Source organism: Streptomyces sp. NPDC097981 (genome assembly GCF_040302565.1).
Taxonomy (GTDB): domain Bacteria; phylum Actinomycetota; class Actinomycetes; order Streptomycetales; family Streptomycetaceae; genus Streptomyces.
The window spans coordinates 291,729-311,917 of the sequence record NZ_JBEORW010000003.1; the positions used below are offsets into that span (position 1 = coordinate 291,729).

Sequence of the window (20,189 nt, forward strand, 5' to 3'; positions counted from 1 at the left end):
CCCCGACCCACCTCCCTCGTACAGACCACCGGACCCCGACTTGCGCATGGGCGCCGGGAGGCGTTGTTTCGAAGTAGGGCGGCAAACGTTGGGGATGACCCGCAATGCTCTTCACAGACCGCGACGACGCGGGACGACGACTCGGCACGGCGCTCCGGAAATATGCGGCGGACGGCCCCGTCGTACTGGGCCTGCCCCGGGGCGGGGTCCCGGTGGCCTTCCACGTCGCACACGCCCTCGGTGCGCCGCTGGACGTGATCGTCGTCCGCAAGCTCGGGGTCCCGTACCAGCCCGAGTTGGCGTTCGGCGCCATCGGCGAGGGCGGCGTACGCGTGATCAGCGACGACATCGTCCGCCGCGGCCGGCTCTCCCCGCAGGACGTCGCCGGCGTCGAGCAGCGGGAGCAGTCGGAACTGACCCGCCGGGCCGCCCGCTACCGCGCGGGCCGACCGCAGCAGGACCTCCACGGCCGGACGGTGATCGTGGTGGACGACGGCATCGCGACCGGCGCCACCGCGGCGGCCGCCTGCCAGGTCGTACGGGCTCAGGGCGCGGCCCGGGTCGTCATGGCGGCCCCGGTCGCTCCGCCGGACGCGGTCGCCAGGGTGGGTGCGGTGGCCGACGAGGTGGTCTGCCTCTCCACGCCGGCGGCCTTCTCCGCGGTCGGGCAGTGGTACCGGGACTTCTCCCAGACCCCCGACGAGGAGGTCGTCGCCCTGCTCGCCCAGACCGTCCGGCAGCCGCCCACCACCACGGAGGAAGTCGCCGTAACGGCCGCGGGCCTCCGCCTGGCCGGGGACCTCACCCTCCCGCCGGCCGCCAGGAGCGTGGTCGTGTTCGCGCACGGCTCGGGCAGCAGCCGCCACAGCCCCCGCAACCGCCAGGTGGCCACGGCCCTGAACCGCGCCGGCCTGGGCACCCTGCTGTTCGACCTGCTCACCCCGGCCGAGGAGGCTGACCGGGCCAACGTCTTCGACATCGGGACCCTGACCGCCCGGCTCTCCGAGGCCACCACCTGGCTCGGAACCCGCACCGCGGCCCCGGTCGCCTACTTCGGCGCGAGCACGGGCGCCGCAGCCGCCCTCGCCGCGGCAGCGGCCCCGGAGTCACCGGTCTACGCGGTGGTCTCCCGCGGCGGACGTCCGGACCTGGCGGGCGCCCACCTGGCCTCGGTCCGCGCCCCCACCCTCCTCGTGGTCGGGTCGCAGGACTCCCTCGTCCTCGACCTCAACCGTGAGGCCCAGAGCCGGCTTCGCTGCGAGAACCGTCTGGAAATCATCGAGGGCGCCACCCACCTCTTCGAGGAACCCGGAGCCCTTCAGCAGGTGTCGGCCCTCGCCGAACACTGGTTCACCGCCCACCAGCCGGAATCTCCCGTGCGCTGAGGTATCGCAGGCGGCCGTGCGGAATTCACCGGAGGGCGGACACGGTGCCCCGCTCGGGTATCCGGGCTGTGGCGGCCGACGTCATCTGGTGCTCCCTGGCGGGGTCGTTGCCGGTGAAGGGCCGGCGAAGTCCCGGAACCGCTCCGGTACTTGGGAGGCGAGAGAGGGATCGGCCGCGACGGCGCTGCGGAACTCGGCCCCGGCCTCGTCGGCCCGGCCCTTGTCCGACAGGATCAGTCCGAGCCGCAGATGGGCCGTGGCGGCCTTCGGGTCGGCGGCGATGGCACGCTTCAGGAGTCCGACGGCCCGGTCGGGCTCGGCCGGCTCCACCAGGATCGCCTCGTTGAAGAGGGCCGGCGTGTACGAAGGATCGATCTTCAGCGCGTTGTCATAGGACGCAAGGGCCTCGGCCTGCTTGCCGTCCTGCTGCGCGATGACCCCCAGGTTGTACCAGGCGAGCTTGTTCTGCGGATCCAATTCCACCACGCGCCTGAATGTACGGGTCGCCCCTTCGGGGTCCTGCTGTTTCTCCTGGGCAAGGGCGCCCTGTAGCAATGCATTTGCCTCCTGGGACTTCAGAACGGCCGATGAGCCCTTGGTCACGGGGGCGCTTTCCGTACGGGACTGATTCGCCCAGACGGCCACCACGGTGGAAGCCGCTGCCATGCCGGCGATACCTGCCCACAATCGCCTACGTTTCACTCTGTCACATCTCGTGGAATCGTGAGGGGCGGAGATGTGGGTAACGGCCGCGGCGGCGCCGGAGGCCGAACCTCCATCATTTCCGCCGACGTTACGAGGTGGCCCGGGTGACGCCGCCGAATGGCAGGCAATGGGGGCGCAATACCACTCGAATGTACGCATCAAAGAGAGCGCTCAGGGAAAGCGGTACGGCGAATTTCGTTCAGGCGAAGGGGGGTTGTGACCGAGTCCTAGACCAGCCAGCCCGCGTCACGGGCAATGCGGATGGCGTCGACCCGGTTGCGCGCCTTCAGCTTCATCACGACGGTCGTCAGGTAGTTCCGCACGGTCCCCGTGGACAGGTGGAGCTCACCGGCGATCTCGGAGGCCTCCGACCCCTGGGCGGCCAGGCGCAGCACCTCGGTCTCCCGGTCGGTCAGGGGGCTCTCCAGGCCGTTCCACGCGGCCACGGCCAGTTTGGAGTCGATGACCCGCTGGCCGGCCACCACCCGGCGGATGGCGCTGGCCAGTTCCTTGGGGGAGTCGTCCTTGAGGAGGTAGCCGGAGACCTGGGCCGCCAGGGCCCTGCGCAGGGTGCCGGGACGGCCGAGGCTCGTGAGCATCAGCGTCCGGCACTCGGGAAGGTGCTCGTGGATCTGCACGGCGGCGCTCAGTCCGTCGAGCCCGGGGAGGTCTATGTCGATGACCGCGATGTCCGGCCGGACGTCGAGGGCGGCGGCCAGGATCTGGTCGCCGCGCTCCAGCTCGCTGACGACCTCCAGGTCGTCCTCCAGGTCGAGCAGGGCGACGAGCGCACCACGGACCATGTTCATGTCTTCGGCCAACAGGATCCTGATCACCGTGGCGAGCCCCCCGTCCGCGCGGTCGATCTTGGTGTTCCGATGATATCAACCTGCCCGGATCCGGCGGCCGGACGGCGTGGCGCGCCCACCGGAGTCAGGCGACGAGCCACGTTCGCTCACCCTCCGCCGATTCGTCGAGACCGGGGTCGACGTCCCCGTGGGCCGGAACCCGCGCGACCAGGCGGAACACATTGCCGGGACCCCTGTCGACCTCCAACTCCCCACCGACCGCCCGCACGCGCAGCCCCAGGTTTCCCAGGCCGCTGCCACTGTGCGGCGAGCTGTCGCGGTACCCCTCGGTGACGCCGTCGTTGGTGACCGACAGGGTCATCAGGCCGTCCTCCTCGACGGCGGTGATCTCGCAGTGCGCGGCCCGGCTGTGGCGGAGCACGTTGGTGACGGCCTCCCTCAGCACGGTGGCCAGCACCGTGTCCACCGGAGAACTGACCTCGCCCATGCGGATGTCGGTCACCGCCTCGACCTCGGCGGCGCCCAGGACCGACCGGGCCGAGGCGATCTCCTCCTCCAGCGACATGTCCCGGTATCCGCTCGCCACCCGCCGTACGTCGGCCAGCGACTGGCGGGAGATGGCCAGCACGTCTTCGATCTCGCCCATGGCCCTGGCCGGATGGGCCGGGATCAGGCGGTGGATGAGTTCGCCCTTCAGCTGGATCGCGGACAGGCTGTACCCCAGCAGGTCGTGCAAGTCGCGGGCGAAGCGGAGGCGTTCGCGGGTGACCGCGGCGCGGGTGAGTTCGCCGCGGCTCTCGTGCAGGACCCGGACCAGTTCCGACAGCCGTGTCAGCCCGAAGGTGACCAGCCCGGTCAGCAGGGTGGTCTGGACGAGGTAGATGCTGTCGAGCACGGGCCGCCCCTCCAGCAACGGGGGCACCAGCATGCTGATGCCCACGAAGCCGTACAGGATCCAGCCCAGGCGCGGGGGCAGGAGCAGCAGCAGGGAGCCGGCCAGGAAGCCCGCCATGGCGCCCCACTGCGATTTCAGCGCGACGAGCGGCAGGTAGGTGAACGCGGCCTGGGCCCCCAGGGTCAGCGCCCGGCGGCCGGCCGGGACGTGCTGCGTGCTCGTCCGGGAGTGCAGGAGCTGGAGGGCGAAGACGGCGCCCAGGCAGCCGAGGGCGGCCGCCAGGGCGGGGCCTTCGACCCCGGCGCTGAGGACGTTGAGGGCGGTGATGCCGACATAGCAGAGGAGCGCGGCGATCAGGATGACCTGGGCCATGCGGGGCGCGGGTAAGTCCCGGCTACGTCGCAGAATCCCCTCGACCAGGACCGCCTCCGACGGTCCATCCGAGGACTTGAGGCGGCCAGGCATGTCAATCCCCCTTTGGTGTTTCTGTGTTACATGCCAGGTGTGAGCATAGGCGAGGGGTGTGGGCGCAGGGCGTGATTCGATCGGTCACACGAACAGCGGAATGGGGTTGAGCTGGCCGTACGGCGTGGGTTCGGCCAGCCGTCCAAGACTCACGGGGACGTCGAAGAGCCGGCCGGGCCCGAACCTCGCCCAGAAGTGCCGCAGTCCCGGTACGACCACTTTCGTCACGGGAAGCTTGAGGTCAGGTCGGCTCTGGTCCAGGACCAGCAGGTCCATCCCCTTGGACCGGACCAACTCCGTGATCACGTGGACGTCGTCGAGCAGATCCGCGTTGCGGACCGCCGGCCAGTGGGAAGGGGTCCGGGGCGCCACTGCCGGATCGGCCGCCAGATATGGCTGGTTGGCGACGGTCGCCCCCTGCCACCAGGACAGGGGCTCCGGGTCGGTGATCCGATATCCCGTGCCGTCCGGCCGTACGTCGCCGACCGCGGGCAGCAGCTGACCCATCTCCGACAGCGCCCGGCACAGCGCCACCCGGGGGTCGAAGTGCGCGCCGAAGCCGAAGAGCACGTCCTCGGCGGGCTTGTCGGTGCGCCGGGACAGCGCCGCGAAGACCGGGATCCCCAGGTCCGAGGTGAGGTCGAGCGCCCACACCTGCCGGTTCATCCGCCGCAGTCCGTGGCGGACCCGCTCGGTCCAGGCGTCTTCGAAGGCCGCCAGGTCCACCCCGGGCTGACGGGTGCGGTTGTACCACCACAGGGCCACCGCGTCCCGCTCCACCAGCTCCAGGAAGCCCTGTACGACCGCGTCCTCGGGACTGCTGCCCGCCGCGTTGCCGTTGGAGTCGGCCCACGGGTCGTCCCACGCGGAACCCGCCGGAGCCCCGGGAGCTCCCGGAGCCGGCGCGCGGACTCCGGGCTGGGCGAAGTACAGCATCGAGGTGGGAAGCAGCCGCTGGACGCCCTCGGTGAGCGACCACACCGGGGTCCAGTCGGTGGGGCGGGTCTCGTCGAACGGCGCGCAGACGTGGTGGAACCGCGAGTGCCGGGCGTTCCAGTGCTCCCGCTCCGCATACTGGCGGAGGCTGTAGAGCTGGCAGTCGTTGGGGTGCACGGCGGCCTTGCCCAGCCCGCGCAGGGAGTCGCGGACCACCGGCTCGTCGCCGTGCCGCGTACCGCTGTAGCGCTCGACCGCCTCGCACAGCGCGCTGGTGCGCGCCTCCTCGTCGGTGCGGCCCTTTCCGCCGCTGAGGGCGCGCAGGCCGGAGCGGAGGCCGGCGAAGGACGCCGGCTCCATGGCCAGGTTGTGCCCGGAGGTGTAGGCGTGGACGAAGTCCGGGGCGCCGGACGCCTGCCGGATCTCCTTGACCACCCCGGTCACCGGATCCACCAGGTGCCCGTACGCCGACAGCATCTGCGCCGCGGTCAGGGCGCGGTCCCCGCCCCCGGTCGCCGCGGTCTTGGGCCGCGACACGGGGACGAAGGGGGCCCCGACCCGGCGGGCCACCAGACCGGGGTCCCCGCAGCCCGCGCACTGCGGGAGGCGGCTCACCGGGTGGCTGGCGGTGCGCAGCCGCAGCGTGTCGAAGGTGTGGATGTGCCCCTGTTCCGGACGGCGCAGCCCGGCCAGCCACTTCGCGGCCTCCAGGACGGCGAGGTTGACCGCGAGCGCCGTCCCGGCCGCCAGCCCGGCGGGCGGCCGCGGTACGGGGCCGTCCAGGCCGAGTGCCTGCCGCACCGGCACCTCGGAGTGGCGGTGTCCGCGCAGCCGCACGGCCAGGCAGTGCCAGCAGGGTCCGGAGCCGGGCTGGAAGAACGGGCCCACCCAGGGGTCCGTCCCGCACAGTTTGACCGGCAGCCACGGCCTGTCGGCGGCGCGGTGGGCGGTGTCCGCGGCGGCCAGTGCCGGGGAGAGGTAGTCGTCGCACAGGACGAGGACCAGGTCGGCCGCGGCGGGGTCCCCGGTGACCGGGACACCGGACGCCCGGCAGGCTTCGGCCACCGGCGCCGGGTCCAGGCCGGGGAGCGCCTCGATCGCGACGGAGGCCCGGGCCAGGGCGGCGGCGGCCCGGCCGCCGTCCAGCCCGGCCAGGTCCCAGTACGCCTCGGCCTCGGCGCCGTGGGGCGCCGGCGCCCCGTCGGCCGCGGGCCCGGCCGCCGGGGCGGCGGAGCGGATCAGCCCGGCGGCGGCCAGGGAGAGGAGCGCCGCGTCGGCGTCCTCGGCGCCCAGGACCCGCGCGGCCTCCTGCCGGACCGCCCCGGCGGTACGGGTCCCGTCGAGCAGCGGTACGAGGACCTCCGCCTCGCTTCCGCTCAGGGCGGTCACCCCCCGCCGGGACACCAGGTAGGCGGCGTCGCCGGGTACGACCGTCGGCCGCAGATGGGACTTGAAACGCACCAGTGCGTCCCCGGCCGCCGGCGGAGCCGACGGCCGGTCGTGCCGCGCAGCGCTCACGCTCCCGTCCGCCCGGCGACCGGCGTCGCCGGGCCGGTGACCTGCGTCAGGCTGCAGACGGTGAACAGGGCGTACGGGGTGTCGGGCAGGGCGTCGAGGTTCTCGATCACCAGGCCCGGCCGCGAGGGGCGGGCGGGCACCGGGGCGGATCCGGCGGCGGAGCTGATGCGGGTGGTGGCCGAATTTCTGGTCATGGCGGTGGGATTCCCTCTGCGTCGTCGTGGCGCGGGTTCGTTCCGTTCACTGACGATTCTGCGAGGATCCGGTGATCACAGGACAGTGCCCCTGTCACCACCGCGAGGTGAAGATTTCACATCGCGTGGTGCCGCGGGCACCGCCGGGGTCGGGCGTGCAGCCCGCTTCGCGAGGTCCGTGCCGGAAGGTTCGGACCTGGCCCGGAACCCTCAGGTCCGGGGAAGCCAGCGGACGGGGAGCTCCCGGGGGCCCCGGATGAGGAGGCCCGAGCGCCAGGCGAGAGCGGCGGGGCCGGCGTTCAGGGACAGTGCGGGACAGCGGTCCAGCAGCGCGGTGACGGCCGTACGGGCCTGGAGGCGGGCCAGAGGGGCGCCCAGGCAGTGGTGGATGCCGTGGCCGAACGCGATGTGGCCGCCCGCCGCGCGGCGGATGTCGAAGCGGTCCGGATCGGGGAAGCGCGCGGGGTCCCGGTCGGCGTCGGCGAGCGCGACCAGCACCAGCTCGCCGCCCCCGGGCACGGGCACACCGGCGATCTCGGCGGGTTCGGTGGTGAAGCGGTAGGTGGTGGTCTCGACGGGCCCCTCGTAGCGCAGCATCTCCTCCACGGCGTTGTCGATGAGCGAGGGGTCGGCGCGCAGTGCGGCGAGCTGGTCGGGGTGCCGCAGCAGCGCGAGGACTCCCCCGGCGATGAGATGGACGGTGGTTTCGAAGCCGGTGACGAGCAGCAGCCAGGCCATGCCGATGAGTTCGTCGGGGGAGAGCCGGCCGCCGTCCTCGTCGGTGGTGCGGATGAGGGCGCTCATCAGGTCGTCGCGGGGCCGGCTGCGCATGTCGTCCACCAGGCCGGCGAGGTAGTGCGTCATCGCGGCCGTGGCGGCGGTCCGGGTGTCACGGTCCGCGCTGCTCAGCGCCTGTTCGGCCCAGTCGCGGAAGGCGGCGCGGTCGAGGGAGGGCACGCCGAGGAGCTCACAGATGACGCCCATGGCCAGGGGGAACGCGAGGGCCTCGACGAGGTCGGCCTCCCCGGCGGGCCGGGCGAGCATGGCGTCGAGGAGTTCCCCGGTCAGGGCCCGTACGCGCGGGGCGAGCGCCTCGACGCGGCGCGCCGTGAACTCCCTGGCCACGAGCCCCCGCAGCCGCGTGTGGTCCGGCGGGTTCGAGCTCAGCAGGTTCTCGCCCGCGGAGAGCCTGGCCAGTGGCAGCGCAGGTGAGGCGTCCTTCCAGGACTTGGACAGGGTGGGGTCGGTGAGGGCGGCCCGGCAGGCGTCGTGGCCGACCACGAGCCAGGCCTCCGCGCCCTCGGGCACCCGGACCCGGTGCACCGGGCCCCGGGCGCGGAGTGCGGCGTAGACCGGGTACGGGTTCCTGGTGAACTCCTCGCCGAGCGCCCCGAGGTCTGCCGTGACGTACGGTCCCATGGTGACCGGATTCCTTTCGGTGGCGGGGTGGTGCACGCACGGACGCCGGGGCGGCGGGGTCCGTCCTACAGAACCGGCGTGTGCCGCGCCTCGAACACGTTCCGGGCCACCGCGACGGCATTGAGCACCCGCGGGAATCCGGCGTACGGCACCACGTGGATCAGCGTCTCCACGACCTGCGCCGGGGTCAGGCCGACGTTCAGCGCGGCGCCGATGTGGACCCGCAGCTGGGGAGCGGTGTCGCCGAAGGCGGTCAGCGCGGCGACGGTGACGAGCTGGCGCCGCCTCGGCGTCAGCCACGGGCGGTGGTAGACGTCGCCGAAGGTGAACTCGACGATGAACCGGCCGAGGTCCGGGGCGATGTCCTTGAGCGACTCGATGACCTCCAGGCCGTGGTGGCCGTCGATCTCCACGAGCCTCTCGGTCCCGCGTATGTAGCGGTCGCGCTGATCGTTCATGACGGGCGGTTCGAAGGTGACGCCCCGGTCGGCGAAGACGGTCCGGGCGACACCGACCGCGTTGAGCGCCCGGGGGAATCCCGTGAACGGGACGATGTGGATCAGGGCCTCGATGACCTCTTCGGGGCGCACTCCGACGTGCAGTGCCGCGTCGATGTGGAAGTTCAGCTGCGGTGCGGTGTCCCCCTGGGCGGCCAGCGCCGCGACCGTCGACAGTTCCCGCTCGCGCAGATCGAGCCCCGGCCGGGAGTAGACGTCGCCGTAGGCGAACTCGACGACGAAGCGGCCGAGGTCCGGGGCGATGTCCTTCAGCGAATCGACCACGGCCGCGCCGCGATCGCCCGAGGTCTCGTGCAGGACGGCCAGTCCCCGTTCGTAGCGGGCGTTCTCGCCGGCCGCAGCCGGAGCGGCCGCCACCGGTGTCGAGGCCAGCAACCCCTCGGCGAGGCCGATGCCGACGAGGGCGCCCCCGGTCAGCGTGGCGCGGCGGGTCATCTCGGCTGTCGTGCGTGATGTGTTCACGGTGTCTCAATCCATCGATTCGGAAGTAGGGGGGCAGGGGCCCGCGGGCACCGTGCCGATCGCGATGACGTTGCCCTCGCTGATGTATCCGTCCGGGTCGCGCAATGGGTTGGCCGGATCGTCGGGGTCGAGGAAGGGGGCCCAGTTCCCCGGGACGCCCTCGGCCACCGCCTGCCGGGCGAACCGCGCGCACGCGTGCGCGTAGAACCGCAGGGCGGGCGGGGGCAGGGGGGCGTGGTGCTCCATGAGGACCGTGCGCCGGCGTACCGCCGTCAGCCCCGCCGCACGCAGCAGGCGGTACAGGTCACGGCCCCTGAGCAGTTGGCGGGCGTAGCCGGGGGATTTGGCGCACTCGCGGAAGAAGTCGGTGATCAGGAAGGGGTCCGCCGGGCTGACGGTGCTCAGCGAACCGTCCACGTCCTTGACTGCGACGAGCCCGCCGGGCCTGGTGACCCGGCGCAGTTCCGCCAGGGCGCGTGCCAGTTCCCCGTCGTCGAGGTACTGCGTCGTGTTCGCGCACCAGACCGCGTCGAACGTGCCGTCCGCGTACGGCAGGTCGAGAATGCTGCCCCGGCGCACCTCCAGCCGCGCGCGTACGGGGTGGCCGTGCATCCGCTCCGCCGCGCGCTGCGCGTTCTCCCCGGCCAGGTCGAGGGCCGAGATCCGGCCCTCGGGGCCGACGAGTTCCGCGATCCGGGGCAGGAACGCACCGCTGCCGCAGCCCGCGTCCAGCACGTGCCACCCGGGCCGGATGCCGACGCCGTCCAAGGCGTCCAGGTAGTAAGCGGCGCAGGCCTCGAAGTGCGGATCCACGATCTCCTCGTGGGTGAAGGCCAGTCCGGTGGACGTCGTGTACCCCCACGCCGCGTGGTCCGCCGTCAGCATGCCGCCGTCCCGGCGGTCTGCGCGTGGGCGAGCAGGTCCGCGAGGATCTCCAGGGTCGCCTCCGGAGCCTCCAGCGGAGCGAGGTGGCCGACACCGGGAAGGGCGACGAGCCGGCCGCGCGGCAGCGCCGCGGCCGTCCGGCAGGCCTCGTCGAGGGAGACGAGCTCGTCCTCGACACCGATGACGACCACGGCGGGCACGTCGGCCGCACGCAGGACGGCCGTGGAGTCCGTACGCGCCGCGATGGCCCGCTGGGCCCAGGCGACGGACTGCGGCCGGGCCGCCAGCGCCAGGCCGCTCACCCGTTCCAGCAGGCGCGGCTGCCGGGCGCGGGCGGTTGCCCCCAGCAGGGACGGCGTGGTCGCCGCCACGATCCGGGCGCGCGCGGACTCGTCGAGGACGGCGTCCGCGAACCGCCTGCGCTGCCCGGCCGTCTCCGCGGTGTCGGCCGTGCCCCTGGCCGCCAGCAGGGCCAGCGCGCGGACGCGGTGCGGATGGCGGCGCAGGAACGCCATCGCCACGTAGCCGCCCATGGAGCAGCCTGCGAGCGCGACGGAGTCGATGCCCTGCCGGTCGAGTTCCCGGGCCAGGTCGTCGGCCACGAGATCGAGCGAGGGAGAGCGGTCCGCCGGCGGTGCGGCGGCCCCGAAACCCCTCTGGTCGGGGGTGAGGACGCGGTGGCCCAGGGCGCGCAGCCCCCGGGCCGTCCCGTCCCACATGGACGAGTCGAGGGGCAGGGCGTGGAGGAGGACGACGGGGAGGCGGTCCCCGCCCGGGTCCGCCCCGGGCTCCGCCCGCCCCGGCTCCGCGGGCCCCGGCCCGGCCGCCGCGTCGTGCCGTACGGCGCTCACCGCTGCGCCGCCCGTTCCGCGTCGGAGACCAACTGCCGTACGTGCGCGGGCGGTTCGGTGCCGCGCAGCCAGGCGAAGGCCACGGGCGACGGCGGTAGGTCGTGCACCGGTACGACCTTGATGTCCGGTGGAACCACCGCGTCCAGGGACTGGAAGGACAGGTGCATCGCGGAGGTGCTCCCGAGCAGGTCCGCCATCGCGGTGAGCGTCGTCATGGCGTGGACTCGGCGAATGGCACGGCCCCGGGGGGTCCGCGGGGGCACCACCAAGTCCCAGACCCGGGCCGGGAAGTCACCGGGGCACCGGAAGCCCTCGTACTCCGCGACCTCCTCGACCGACACCGTGGCGCGGCCGGCCAGGGGGTGGTGGGCTCCCACGAGCACGGCCCGCCCGTCGAAGCCGACGGGGCGGCTCACGGCGATGTCCGGCTCCAGCGGGTCGTACTTGACGACCATGATGTCCATGCGGCCGGCGCGCAGCGGCCCGAACGGCTCGGTGACCTCGTAGGGGACGTACTCCACCGACGCATGCGGGTGCCCGGCCGCGGCCACCAGGCAGGACGCCAGATGCGTGGAGCCGTGGACGCCCAGGCGGACGGGGCGCAGCGCGGTGCCCGCGGCGCCGCGGCTCGTACGGGTGTGGGGCGATGGCATTTCAGACCTCCGTGGTCAGTCCGGCGTATGCCTGGAGTTCGTCCGGGCGGTGGACATCGGTGTCGACGCGCAGCATGGCGAGCTGCGCGCCCAGGCCCGTCAGGCGCGGCACGAACCGCAGCGTCAAGCGGTCTCCGGGGCCGATCAGCCCGTCCAGGACGGCCTCGGCGAGAAGGTGGTTGACGTGTACGAGCGCGTCGGTGACGGTCACCTTGGCGGTGGCGATGTACAGGTCGCGGCGGACCGGGGGCCGGGCTCCCGCACGGCCGGGCACCGTCACGCAGGCCGGCGGCCGGGCGGTCAGCTCGTGCGAGGCCTCGAAGGCCTTGAGCAGCCGGCGCAGCGTGGCCGTCGCAGCGCCGGGCGCGGGCCCGGCCCAGGCGACCGAGTTGTCGCCGGCGACGTGGTCGAAGGCGAACCTCTCGCGGAGGTTGGCCGGGTTCCCGGCCAGGTAGACGGTACGGGTGAAGGCGCGCCGCCATGTGTCCCGCGCCCCGGGTGCCAGGGCGAGGGCGAAGGCGCACGTCTCGCGCACCCACCGGGGCAGGTCGAGCCGCCCGATGACGACCACGGCCAGCACCTCGTCGCCGTCGGCGTCGCGGAGACCGTGGAACCCGTCCCGGACGGCCCGCAGGGCCTGCGTGCTGGACAGGTCGAGACGTCCCGCCAGTTCCGGGCGGGCCGACCGCAGCCGGTCCGCAGCCGATTTGAGCAGGACCGCCGAGGACAGCGGGGAGGGCGCCGGCGGCGCGAGGGCCGCGGCCGGCACGGGGTGGAGGGAACCGGTCACAGGAACACCGCCTTCAGGAGTCCGGGATCAGGGGCGGGCCGGCCCTTGCCCAGGAGAGAGCAGGCCAGCCGGTAGGGATCGACGTACGCATGGCCCCGCCGGTGCCGGTCGAGCGCGTCGGCCAGATCGCCCGCACCGGTGGCCGTGCCGGTCGCGGCGGCGGCCCCGGAGCGGCTCAGGAGCCGGGCGGCCACCGTCAGGCAGTGCCGCAGCAGGTCATGGCGGAACGACTGCTGCTGCCCCGGGCCGAGGGTGGCGATGAAGTACAGGCGCATGCCGAGCCGGAGCGCCCCGGTGGCGTCGCCGTCGCCGTCGCACGCCTCGGCCGCGGCCCGTAGCAGCGCGCCGGCCGTGTGGCCGCGCCAGCCGCCGTGCCGGGCCGAGGTGATCTTGCCGTCGATGGGCACCCGGCCGATCGGCACCCGGCGCACGGTCGGCCCCAGCCTGGTCAGCACCCGGTTCAGCAGCTGGTAGTCCGCGTCGAGTTCGCGGTCGTACAGCAGGACGACCTCGTCGTACCAGGGTGCGAGCGGCAGCAGTTCACGCAGGGCGCAGGCGAGGTAGTTGGGACGGCCGTCCGCCGTGACGATCCGGCGCAGCGGCATTCCGTACCGGGTGAGGTCCAGGTAGACGGGGCCTCCGCAGTGCCGCTGGTCGAGCACCAGGCCGGACGCGGCGAGCCGGTCGAGCATCTCCTCCAGCCCGAGGCCCGGCGGCTGGTGTTCCCGCAGGCCCGGGTCGTGCATGCCCAGCCGCTCGTAGTGCCCGGCCCACAGCCGCAGCATCCGCTCGCTCGCGGGATGGACCCAGCCGCTGTGCTCGACGGCGTCCCGGTAGGGCCGCAGGACGTCGGCGCCCCGGGGCCGTTCCTCGGCCCGGTGGCGGACGTAGAGCTCTCCGATGTCCTCCTCGGAGAGCTGTGTGTAGTCGGTCTCGCCGTGGGTGCGGTCGAGGTACTCCCAGAAGCCGACCGTCTGCTCGGTGACGTGATAGGTGGTGTGGCTGTAGCGGTAGGTCACCGCGGCGAGCGGCGCGGTGGCCCGGAACATCACGTCGGTCCACAGCAGACCCTTGAGGTGGCTGGGGGTCAGCGGTTTGGTGGGGGTGACCGTGACCGGCGCCAGCAGGACGTTCTTGCGGGGCGGCACCTTCATCCCTCCTTCCGGGCGGCGATGGCGTGCCGGAGTTCGGCGGGGGTCGGCGGCCGGGGGCCGGACTGCCCGGGCTGCCCGGAGGCGACGGGCGCGGACCGTACGCGGGCCAGGAACCCCGCGTCGGCGAAGACCTCCGCAGGAGTGCTCAGGCTCGTCTGGATGCGGGTGATCCCCCGCCATACGGTGCGGTCGGTGGCCGCCGCGGCCAGCGCGGCCGCGCAGACGCTCCCGGGCACGGCCGGTTCGGGCGTGCCGCCGGGCCGGGGGGCCGGGGGCGCCCCCGTCTCGGCCCGCCACCGTTCGGCACGCGACCAGGAGTCGTGCACCCCCTGCTCGTACCAGGGGCGCAGCACGCGGTCGGCGAGGTCCGCGGCCGCCGGCCCCAACCGGTCGTCCGCCGCCGGGTGTTCCTCGATCAGGTCTGCGAGCAGGAAGGCGTGCGCGAGAGCCAGGGACATGCCGCGGCCGAACATCGGATCGGTGACGCAGGCGGCGTCCCCGGCCCGGAGGAGTCCGGCGACCGGGCGCCGCAGGTCCGTCGCGGCGCCGCCGCGCAGGATGTTCGGCGGCATGGCGACGGTCCGTACCGGGCCGAGCGGCTGCGCCGCGTCCTCGTCGACCCAGGCGCCCAGGAACGGCGAGACGCGGCAGGCGGCGGTGAACGCCCCGGACGTGCGCAGGGCCGCCGTCGTGCGGTCGCCGGGCAGCGCGCCGAGGGTGATGGCGAAGACGTCGTTGTCCGCAGGGTGCAGCACGGCCGAGTAGTGGCCCCAGATGCCCCCGGCCGCGTTGCCCCGGTTGAGCGGGCCCGGCGGCGGGCCGTCGGGGTCGCGCAGCCGGTAGAAGCGGCCGAAGGCGTGCAGCCGGCTCGGGCCGGTCAGGTCGTCCGGCACCGGAAGGCGTGCCGAGGCGAGCCAGGCCCGGGACGCGGACCTGCGGCCGGACGCGTCGACCACCACGTCGGCGGGAATCTTCTCGCCGCCGTCCGTGACGACTCCCGCCACCCGGTGTCCCGTCGGCCCGGACGGGGCCCGCAGCAGGCCCGCGACCGTCGTGCGGTGGCTGATGGTCACGCCCGGCAGGGCCAGCGCGGCCCGGTACAGCACGAGGTCCAGTACGGGACGGCGCACGAGCAGCGTGACGAGGTCGTCGTCGCCCGGATCCCGGGCGGCATCGGCGGCACGGGGTGCCGCGGCGGTGAGGTCGACGAGCCGGGCCCCTTCCGCCAGCACCGCGTCGAGGACGGCCGGAGCGCGGCGGCGCAGCATCCGTACGCCGAGTGCGTTCAGGATGTGGTCGTGGAGGGCCTGGGGAACCCCGGGCCGCTGCCACAGCTCCGCACAGGTGACGACCGGCCCGTCCGGCGGGGGCGCGCTCCTTTCCAGCACCCGCACCCGGTGGCCGCGCCCGCCGAGCGCCAGGGCCATGGCGAGGCCGGCGATGCCGCCCCCCGCGATCACGGTGCTCGTCATGGTCAGCGACGCCTGCCGTGGACGAAGAACACCCGCCGTACGTCCTTCACCCCGCGCGGCGGCACCGGGTCGGGCCACCGCCCGTAGTCGGCGTCGGGCTCGCCCGGCTGGACGGCGCGTACGTCGAACCCGTACCGCTCGAACAGGGCCTCCGGCTCGTCGGTGCCGAACACCCAGGGGCACCCCCAGCCCGCGAAGACGTCGAGCAGGCCCCGCATGTGCGGAAGGTCCAGGGCGGCCCGGTTGACGATGTCGGCGGCGATCCGGCTGCCGGGCGCGGAGAGGGCGGCGACCCGCTCCAGCATCCGGTGCGCGTCGGCCTCGGGTATGTAGTAGAGCAGCCCCTCCAGCAGCCACACCGAGGGGACGGCGGGGTCGTAGCCGGACGCGACGAGGCGGTCCTCCCAGTCGTCGGCGGTGAGGTCGACGGCGACGGTGCGGTGGTCGACCCGGGGGCGGGCGCCCCGCAGCCGCTCGGCCTTGAAGTCGAGCACGGCCGGCCGGTCGACCTCGAAGCAGCGGATGTGCCCGGGCCACCGGAGCCGGTAGGCGCGCGAGTCCATGCCCGCCGGGGCCAGCACGAGCTGGCTCGTCCCCGGATCCTGGGCCGCCTCCTGCAGCAGGTCGTCGAAGAACCGGGTGCGGATGGCGTTGTAGTCCGGAGTGCTGGGCAGGGTCCGCGGCCGGTCCGGCGGGAACGTGGCGGCCCGGATCTCGGCCAGCAGCTCCGGACCCGTCTCTGCGACCAGTCCGGCGGCGTACGGGTCCTCGTACAGCCGGTCCTCGCGGCGGGTCTCGGCGGCCCGCAGGGCCGCGGTGAGCAGGGCGGTCCGTTCGACGGGGTTGAGCACGGGCATGCAGGGCTCCTTGTCGCGGGGGGACGGGTGCGGGTGTCGGACGTCGGACGGCAGACGTGTGCCGGCGGGGCGGTCAGCGGCCCCGTGTCGCGGTCGGGCGCTGCGGTCAGGCGCGCTGCGGCGCGGTCAGGCGGTCCCAGAGAGCGGCGTCCTGCCGGAAGAGGCGGTCCTTGACCTGGGTCGGGCGGATGCCCGTGCCGACCGCCTCGTTCCAGTCCCGGGCGAACGCCTCCGCGTCCAGCAGGCGCACGGCCGGGCCCCCCAGCAGGCCGGCCGCCCGGGCCTTCGCGTACCCGGCGGACTCCGCCGCCAGGGAACAGTCCAGGGCGGCGGTGAAACGGGCGGTCTCCCGCTCGTGCCAGGAGGAGCGGGGAGCGATCGCGAAGACGTAGTGCGCGGTGTCGTCCGCCGCCGGCTCCACCCGGCACGCCACGTTGTGCAGCCCGAGTCCGCCGGCGCCCAGGGCCGTGTGCAGGGCCCTGACCACCTCCGCGTCACGCAGCCGCTCGCCCACCGCGTCGGAGCGGCCGCCGCGGCCCGCGTACTCCACCCGGGGCACCCCGCCGGCCGTGTCCACGACCCGGACCACGTCGCCGACCGCGTACCGGTACAGCCCGCCGACGTGGCTGAAGATCACGTGGTAGTCGTGGCCGGCTTCGAGCTCGTGCGGCAGCAGGGTGGCGCTGTCGGGGGCGAGATCCTGATCGGCGGGCACGAACTCGTACACCGAGGCCGAGGCGACGAGGCTGCCCGCCGAGGCGTGCCGGTCCAGCGCCACGCCGACCGGGCCCTCGGAGGCGGCCACCGGCGCCGGCAGCACGGTGACGCCGGAGCCGAACTCCTCCCGCAGCGCGGGCAGGTACAGCGACGCCACTCCGGTCGTCCAGCAGAACAGCGCCCGCATGCGGGGCCACACGTGCGCCGGGCGCACGGTGCCGAAGTACTCCGCGAGCTGTTCCAGTTCGGCGGCGCGCCCGGGGTCCGGGTCGCGGTGGGGCAGGCCGCCGAGGGTGCCGTCGCGCACCTCCTTCACGATCCGCGGCCACCACAGGTTCAGCTGGTACGGCACGGCGGCGATCATCGCCGGATTGATGCCGATCAGGCAGCGCACGTCGCTCTGCACGGCCAGCCGCAGCCGCAGGTACGCCCGTTCCAGGTGGTCACCCGGATCGGTGGGCACCGCGAGCGCGGCCCAGGGCGCACCCGTGCCGGGCTCCGCGGAGAGGGGTTCGCCGAACCGGGCGCCGAAGTCCACCTGGCTGGCGCCCACGTGCGGGCGGCCGTCGGCGGTGGTGGGCGGGGCGCCCAGCGGATCGTGCTTGAGGTTGAGGACGGCGTCGGGCCGGTCCAGCACGTCCGGGAAGTGCTCGATCAGGGGGGCCCACGCCGCGAAGTAGAACGGCATGAACGTCGTCTTCATGAAGCGCGGGGTGACGGGCACCTTCTTGTGCGCTCCCGTGCTGCCGCTGCTGGTGAAGTAGACGGCGGGGGCGTCGGCCGACAGCAGGTTCCGCTCCCCGGCGGCCGTCCGCTCGATGAGGGGGGCGTGGTCGGAGTAGTCGCGCACCGGGACGGCCGACCGGAAGTCGTCCATCGTGAGCGTGCGGCCGAAATCGTGCTTCCTGCCGAAAGTGGTCGAGGCGTTGAATCCCACCAGATCGGTCAGGACGCGCTGCTGCGCGTCGCGCAGGTCGGCGTGCTCGCCGGCCAGCCGCTCGCGTGCCGCGAACACGCGCCCGCGGTAGCGGCCGGTGTGGCCCGGGGTGTGCCAGACGGAAGAGGCGTTCACGCGGACAGCACCCCCCGTACGGCCTCGGCCGCCCGGTCGGCGTCGGCCTGCTCGCGCAGCATCGTCACCGGCAACTCCCGCACCTCCTCCAGCAGCAGCTTCCGCAGGTTCCTCTGGTAGCGCTCGAAGTCCGCCCGGTCGCCGGCGTCCCCGTCGTACTCCAGGGCGTTGAGCCGCGCCCCGTCGCCCCTGCGGCGCCAGGCGGCCACGGGCGAGACGTCGAGGTAGACCACCCCGCTGGGCTGCGGGAAGGAACGCCACCAGGAGTACATCCGGCTGTCCTGGACGCCGGCCATCCGGCACTTCGCCAGGATTTTGTAGTAGTAGGAGTCCACGAGCACCGGAACCCGCGGGTCCGCCTCGCGCACCTGGTCCCTGAGGTGGACCACGGCCGTCTGCAGCACGCTGGCCAGGAAGTCCACGGAGTACGCGGTGCCGAGGCCCGGCAGCAGATGGTCGTGCACGTCCTGCCGCAGCCGGGGGATCAGCGCGTGCTCGGGTGCGGTGAACGCGCTGTCCGCCGACACCATCCGCCACTCGGGCAGCCGCTGCACGAGCCGGCGCATGACCGAGGACTTCCCAGCGCCGTCGGGCCCCAGCAGTACGTGGAACCTGGGCCCGCTCATCGGGCGGACACCGACTCGGAGTGCCGCGCCAGGGCTGTGCGCAGCTCGTCGTCGTCGCCGACGACCACGGGGTGCCCCACGAGTTCCAGCATCGGCAGGTCGGACACGTGGTCTCCGTACGCGTGGCAGTCCCGCGGGTCGACATCGGGCCGGGAGGCGAGGTGGCCGAGCACCGCGGCGCGCTTGCCCTCGCCGATGACCGGGATGTCCACCGCGCCGGTGTACCGGCCGTTCGCGATCAGCGGGCGCGTGCAGAGCACCGTTTCGGCCCCCACCTCACGGGCCAGCGGCTCCAGGAGGGGCGGGAACGAGCCGGAGACCAGGACGAGGGAGGCGCCGGCCGCCCGGTGCCCGCGCAGGGCCCGACGGGTGGATTCGATCCAGAAGCCCCGCGTGGACGCGGTGTGTTCGGTGAACCAGTCGTCCGCCAGACGCGCGATCGTCTCCACCGGCTCGCCGGCGTAGTGGCCGTAGTAGAAGCGGTTGACGTCCTCGCGGGGCGCCCCGTCGGCGACGCGCCGGCGGATCACCGCCTTGATCCGCTCGTACTCCTCCTCGCCGGCCACGCCGTGGCGGCGCACCAGCTGGTAGTGGAGGAAGTCGAACATGCTCTTGACCGCGATCAGCGTCTCGTCGACATCACTGAAGACGATGGTGGGCCGGGCCGGCCGGTCCCCGCCCGACAGGTACTCGGTCATGACGTGCGGACCTCCGCCCGCGCCGGGTTCGCCGCCTCCGCGGCGGCCGCCGCCGTCGCCAGCGCCACACCGTCCTGCAGGGAACGCTGCGCCGCCTTCGTCTCCTTGGCGTGGGAGACCTGGGTGTCGAAGGCCGTGAACCGGACGTCCATGCCGGCGGTCTCCGACCCGTTCTGGCTCACGGAGAGCTCACAGTGGAACGTGGTGCGGGTGCGGTGCGGGGAGCGGTGGGCGAGCACGCGGCACCGCACCACCGCGGGGAGCGGGAAGAGGAAGTTGCGGTACCGGGTCGCGAAGGAGTCGATGACGAAGTAGCTGCTGCCGACCGCTTCGGGCGCCAGGTAGTACTGCTCGGCCACCGCGATGAACATCTGCCGCCCGGCCTCCGTGGCCAGCATGCCCTGCATGTGCTGGCCGGTGAGGTGGTCGGACATCACCTCGTTGTCGCCGTCCACCAGCAGGTCCGCTTCGTACCAGTCGTCGCCGACCGGACGCGGCTGGGAGATCAGCACGTTCTCCGGACGGTGTTTGTGCGCGATCTCCCGCCCGGCGCGGGTGTGCAGCGCCTGGTCGTCGATGACGACCAGGTCCGCGAGCCCGCGCCGGGCCAGGGTGTCGCGTACGAACTGGACGTCGAACAGGGAGACGCCCTGCCCCACGCTCACGCGGGCCTCGGCGCCGCCGTCCGGGAACGTGCCGTTCTTGATCAGACGGGCCAGCTGGGAGACGGTGAACACGCCTTCGTTGTGGGCGAACTCGGCGAACACATCGCCCACGAGGAACAGTGTGCCCGGCTTGGCATCGGCGGCCCGGGACGTTTCATGGGGCATGACTCTCGACCTTTCCTGTTCGGGTGGTGGTGTGGGTGTCACGTCATTCGGTCAGGCGCCGGCTCAGTTGCGGGAACTTCGGGTCGTCGCCCAGGGCTCCCCCCTCCGCCCAGCGGTTGCGCGGCACCTCCTGGATGTAGACCGTGATCTTGTCGAGGGGCGCTCCGGTGACGCGCCTGACGGTCCGGGTCAGCTCCTCCATGAGTTCCTGGCACTGGGCGTCGTCCTGGCCGTCCCAGGTGGTGACGGAGATGATGGGCATGGGACCTCTCCGGGTC

At 73.5% G+C, this 20,189-nt stretch carries 20 protein-coding genes; 1 reads left to right on the forward strand and 19 read right to left on the reverse strand.

All coding sequences use genetic code 11. The features are described from left to right. Positions 1-104: 104 nt before the first annotated feature. Positions 105-1,385 (forward strand): alpha/beta family hydrolase, encoded by a 1,281-nt coding sequence (locus ABTY04_RS04670; protein WP_352211830.1) that lies wholly within the window; start codon positions 105-107, stop codon positions 1,383-1,385. 81 nt (positions 1,386-1,466) lie between these two features. On the opposite strand, the gene ABTY04_RS04675 is transcribed toward ABTY04_RS04670, so the two are convergent. From ABTY04_RS04675 to ABTY04_RS04765, 19 genes are all read right to left on the reverse strand, one after another. Further along, positions 1,467-2,249, reverse strand: a complete 783-nt coding sequence (locus ABTY04_RS04675) for a tetratricopeptide repeat protein (protein ID WP_352211831.1) — start codon at positions 2,247-2,249, stop codon at positions 1,467-1,469. Positions 2,250-2,317: 68 nt separating this feature from the next. Then, positions 2,318-2,926, reverse strand: a complete 609-nt coding sequence (locus ABTY04_RS04680) for a response regulator transcription factor (protein WP_352211832.1) — start codon at positions 2,924-2,926, stop codon at positions 2,318-2,320. 97 nt (positions 2,927-3,023) lie between these two features. After that, entirely contained in the window at positions 3,024-4,166 is a 1,143-nt protein-coding gene (locus tag ABTY04_RS04685; RefSeq protein WP_352211833.1) for a sensor histidine kinase, read from the reverse strand. A 177-nt stretch (positions 4,167-4,343) separates the two neighbouring features. Next, complete coding sequence (locus tag ABTY04_RS04690) at positions 4,344-6,713, reverse strand: TOMM precursor leader peptide-binding protein (RefSeq protein ID WP_352211834.1); 2,370 nt, start codon at positions 6,711-6,713, stop codon at positions 4,344-4,346. Then, complete coding sequence (locus ABTY04_RS04695) at positions 6,710-6,907, reverse strand: hypothetical protein (RefSeq protein WP_352211835.1); 198 nt, start codon at positions 6,905-6,907, stop codon at positions 6,710-6,712. The genes ABTY04_RS04690 and ABTY04_RS04695 overlap by 4 nt, the downstream gene beginning before the upstream one ends. Before the next feature lie 210 nt (positions 6,908-7,117). After that, positions 7,118-8,326 carry a cytochrome P450 family protein gene (locus tag ABTY04_RS04700; protein WP_352211836.1) on the reverse strand — a complete coding sequence of 403 codons (1,209 nt, stop codon included), beginning with the start codon at positions 8,324-8,326 and terminating at the stop codon, positions 7,118-7,120. Positions 8,327-8,391: 65 nt separating this feature from the next. Next, on the reverse strand, positions 8,392-9,306 hold the full coding sequence (locus ABTY04_RS04705; protein WP_352211837.1) for a carboxymuconolactone decarboxylase family protein: 915 nt from the start codon (positions 9,304-9,306) through the stop codon (positions 8,392-8,394). Between the two features lie 6 nt (positions 9,307-9,312). Next, positions 9,313-10,191: a class I SAM-dependent methyltransferase gene (locus ABTY04_RS04710; RefSeq protein ID WP_352211838.1), complete on the reverse strand. Its 879-nt coding sequence runs from the start codon at positions 10,189-10,191 to the stop codon at positions 9,313-9,315. Further along, entirely contained in the window at positions 10,185-11,042 is an 858-nt protein-coding gene (locus ABTY04_RS04715) for an alpha/beta fold hydrolase (protein WP_352211839.1), read from the reverse strand. Before ABTY04_RS04715 ends, ABTY04_RS04710 begins: the two co-directional genes overlap by 7 nt. Then, positions 11,039-11,695: a LysR substrate-binding domain-containing protein gene (locus ABTY04_RS04720; protein ID WP_352211840.1), complete on the reverse strand. Its 657-nt coding sequence runs from the start codon at positions 11,693-11,695 to the stop codon at positions 11,039-11,041. Before ABTY04_RS04720 ends, ABTY04_RS04715 begins: the two co-directional genes overlap by 4 nt. A 1-nt stretch (position 11,696) precedes the next feature. Beyond that, the gene (locus tag ABTY04_RS04725; protein ID WP_352211841.1) at positions 11,697-12,485 is read right to left on the reverse strand and encodes a DUF6182 family protein; all 789 of its coding nucleotides are present in this window, start codon (positions 12,483-12,485) and stop codon (positions 11,697-11,699) included. Continuing rightward, positions 12,482-13,639: a hypothetical protein gene (locus ABTY04_RS04730; RefSeq protein ID WP_352211842.1), complete on the reverse strand. Its 1,158-nt coding sequence runs from the start codon at positions 13,637-13,639 to the stop codon at positions 12,482-12,484. Before ABTY04_RS04730 ends, ABTY04_RS04725 begins: the two co-directional genes overlap by 4 nt. Then, the gene (locus ABTY04_RS04735; protein WP_352211843.1) at positions 13,636-15,111 is read right to left on the reverse strand and encodes an FAD-dependent oxidoreductase; all 1,476 of its coding nucleotides are present in this window, start codon (positions 15,109-15,111) and stop codon (positions 13,636-13,638) included. Before ABTY04_RS04735 ends, ABTY04_RS04730 begins: the two co-directional genes overlap by 4 nt. A gap of 2 nt (positions 15,112-15,113) precedes the next feature. Then, on the reverse strand, positions 15,114-15,968 hold the full coding sequence (locus ABTY04_RS04740) for a class I SAM-dependent methyltransferase (protein ID WP_352211844.1): 855 nt from the start codon (positions 15,966-15,968) through the stop codon (positions 15,114-15,116). 106 nt (positions 15,969-16,074) lie between these two features. Next, entirely contained in the window at positions 16,075-17,757 is a 1,683-nt protein-coding gene (locus ABTY04_RS04745) for a GH3 family acyl-acid amido synthetase (RefSeq protein WP_352211845.1), read from the reverse strand. Beyond that, positions 17,754-18,383, reverse strand: a complete 630-nt coding sequence (locus tag ABTY04_RS04750; RefSeq protein ID WP_352211846.1) for a hypothetical protein — start codon at positions 18,381-18,383, stop codon at positions 17,754-17,756. Before ABTY04_RS04750 ends, ABTY04_RS04745 begins: the two co-directional genes overlap by 4 nt. Beyond that, positions 18,380-19,081 (reverse strand): HAD family hydrolase, encoded by a 702-nt coding sequence (locus ABTY04_RS04755; RefSeq protein ID WP_352211847.1) that lies wholly within the window; start codon positions 19,079-19,081, stop codon positions 18,380-18,382. Before ABTY04_RS04755 ends, ABTY04_RS04750 begins: the two co-directional genes overlap by 4 nt. Beyond that, positions 19,078-19,911: an AfsA-related hotdog domain-containing protein gene (locus ABTY04_RS04760; RefSeq protein WP_352211848.1), complete on the reverse strand. Its 834-nt coding sequence runs from the start codon at positions 19,909-19,911 to the stop codon at positions 19,078-19,080. Before ABTY04_RS04760 ends, ABTY04_RS04755 begins: the two co-directional genes overlap by 4 nt. Positions 19,912-19,954: 43 nt before the next feature. Beyond that, positions 19,955-20,173: a tautomerase family protein gene (locus ABTY04_RS04765; protein WP_352211849.1), complete on the reverse strand. Its 219-nt coding sequence runs from the start codon at positions 20,171-20,173 to the stop codon at positions 19,955-19,957. Positions 20,174-20,189 lie beyond the last annotated feature (16 nt).